Source organism: Polaromonas sp. P1_E1_2 (genome assembly GCF_056406035.1).
Map to the genome: position 1 here is coordinate 1 of NZ_JBFUAZ010000652.1, position 2316 is coordinate 2316.

The following is a 2316-nucleotide window of genomic DNA, read 5'->3' on the forward strand; positions in this document are numbered from 1 at the left end:
ACCATGGGCACGGCCGGCGGCAACGGCGACATCCACGTCAACCAGGCGATCAACCGGACGGACAACAACACCTTCACGCTGACTGCCGAGCGCGACATCAACATCAATACCGGCGCGAACATCACCAAAACCAATGCAGGCGCGGCCGGTATGACCATGACCGCCGGGCGCAACATCCTCCTCAACGGCAATATCGGTGTCGGCGGGCCTTCCACAAATCTTACTGTGACGGCCAACGCTGCCGGCGATATTACCGGCACGGGAACCCTGAACCTGAATGGCGGCGCGCTGGACATGACGGCCGACGGCACCATCGGCGGCACCGACGGCCTGGGGCAAATCTTTGCCGGCAGTTTGAAGCTGAAAGCCACCACGGGTGAAGTGGTCATGAATAGCGGCGTGGACTGGCAGGCCAGCTCCTTTGACCTGTACGCGGGTACCAACATTCGGGGAAATGCCGGCGCCGTCAATGCCACCATGACTGCGCCCGGCGGCAGCTTCACCGCATCTGCGGGCAACACGGGCAATGGGCGAATACGCATCAACAGCTTCTCCAATGCCATAGGCACGCTCAACCTGACCGCCCTGGGGACAGGCGGAGGTGGCCAGGTCGACTTTTTGAGTGCCTCAGCCATTGGCAACGCTTCCATTACGGCAGCCCAGGACGTGAACGTCAGCGCGACTGGCAGCCTCAACCTCAATGCCCTGACCCTGACGGGCGCCAACCAGAACGTCAGCCTGGCGGCCAGTGGCGGCACGCTAACGACGCTGGGCGCCCTGAACACCGGCCCAAGCAACCTGACCTTGTCGGGCGGCTCTCTCTCCCTGGGCGGCGCCTTGAGCGCCAACAACCTCAGCCTGACTGCAACGAGCGGCCTGAACATCAACCGGGACCTCACGGCGACGGGCAACCTGACGCTCATTGCAAACAATACCGGCGTTCAGCAAACCGCCGGCGTCCTGATCGCGGGCGGCACGACGACCGTCAATGCCGGCGTGGGCCAGGTCAGCCTGACAGGCGCCAACAATTTCACCGGTGCGGTCAGCGTTACCAATTCCGGTGCAAGCAACGTCGCGATCAACAATGCGGGCGGTGCGCTGACCCTGGGCACTGTGTCTGTCGGCAGCGGCACGCTGAGCCTGAGCGGCAACAACATCGCGCAGACGGGCGCGATCACGCAGGCCGCCGGCGCGGGTGCGGTGACCATCAACGGCGGCGCCGGCGTGATAAACCTGAGCAACGCGGGCAACAATTTCACGGGTGCGGTTGGGCTCAATAATTCCGGCGTCAATGCAGTGACCATCCGGAATGTGAACGACCTGGTGCTGGGCCCATCCACCGTGGGCGGCAGCCTGACGGCGACTTCCAGCACCGGCTCCATTTCGCAGGCCGGCGCATTGAATGTGACGGGTGCTTCCACGTTCACGCTCAACGGCAGCAGCAAGGACGTGCTGCTGGGCACTTCGGCCAACACCTTCGTCGGTGGCGTGACGGTGAACGGCAGTGGCAGCGTCAGAGACATGGCCTTCCGTTATGGCAGCGGTTTTGCCTTTCCCACCACGCCCAGCTACTCCGGCACCCTGACGCTGATCAAAGACACCGGGATCATCAACCTGGGCACACAAACCTTCAGCGGCGGACTCGCGCTGACGGCGGGCGGCGGCATCAACCTGTTCGGCGGTACGCTGCAGACGGGCGGCGCACAAACCTTCAACAGCGCGGTAACGGTTGCCGGCACCGTCAGCCTGGTCAGCACCGCCGGCGGTATCACATTCGCCAACACGGTCGATGGCGCGAACGCACTGAGCACCACGAGCGCCGGGGCCACCAATTTCAATGCGTCGGTGGGCGCCACCACGGCGCTGACCAGCTTGAGCGTCACTTCGGGCGGCGCCATCAACGTGCAGACCGGCGCCACGCTGCGAACGGGTGACCTGATGCTGACGGCGGCAGGCGGCATAGGCAATGGCATCGGCGGTGCAGCGGCTATTGATGCGGCGCGCCTGAGCGCCATCAATTCAGTCGGCGGCCATATTGCACTGTCGCACACCGGCACGGGCACGCTGGTGGTAACAGACCTGGGGCAGGGCGATGGCATACAGAACAGCGTCGTGGGCGGCAACGTCAGCCTGGCAGCGGCCAATGGCAGCATCCAGGTGCTGGGCAGCAAGGTCAGTGCGGCCGGCGGCAACGTCGTGCTCAGCGCGGCAGGCGCCAGCACTACGCATTCGCTGGAGATCGTGAACAACGGCGCTACCCAATCGAACGTTACTACCACCGGCACAGGCAACATCACCATCAACGGCGACTTGACG

Annotated in this window: 1 protein-coding gene; it reads left to right on the plus strand. The window is 64.2% G+C overall.

The window, feature by feature from the left end; genetic code table 11:
- The coding region (locus AC1D1P_RS21290) for a beta strand repeat-containing protein (protein WP_477674337.1) at positions 1-2316 on the plus strand (2316 nt) is incomplete at both ends.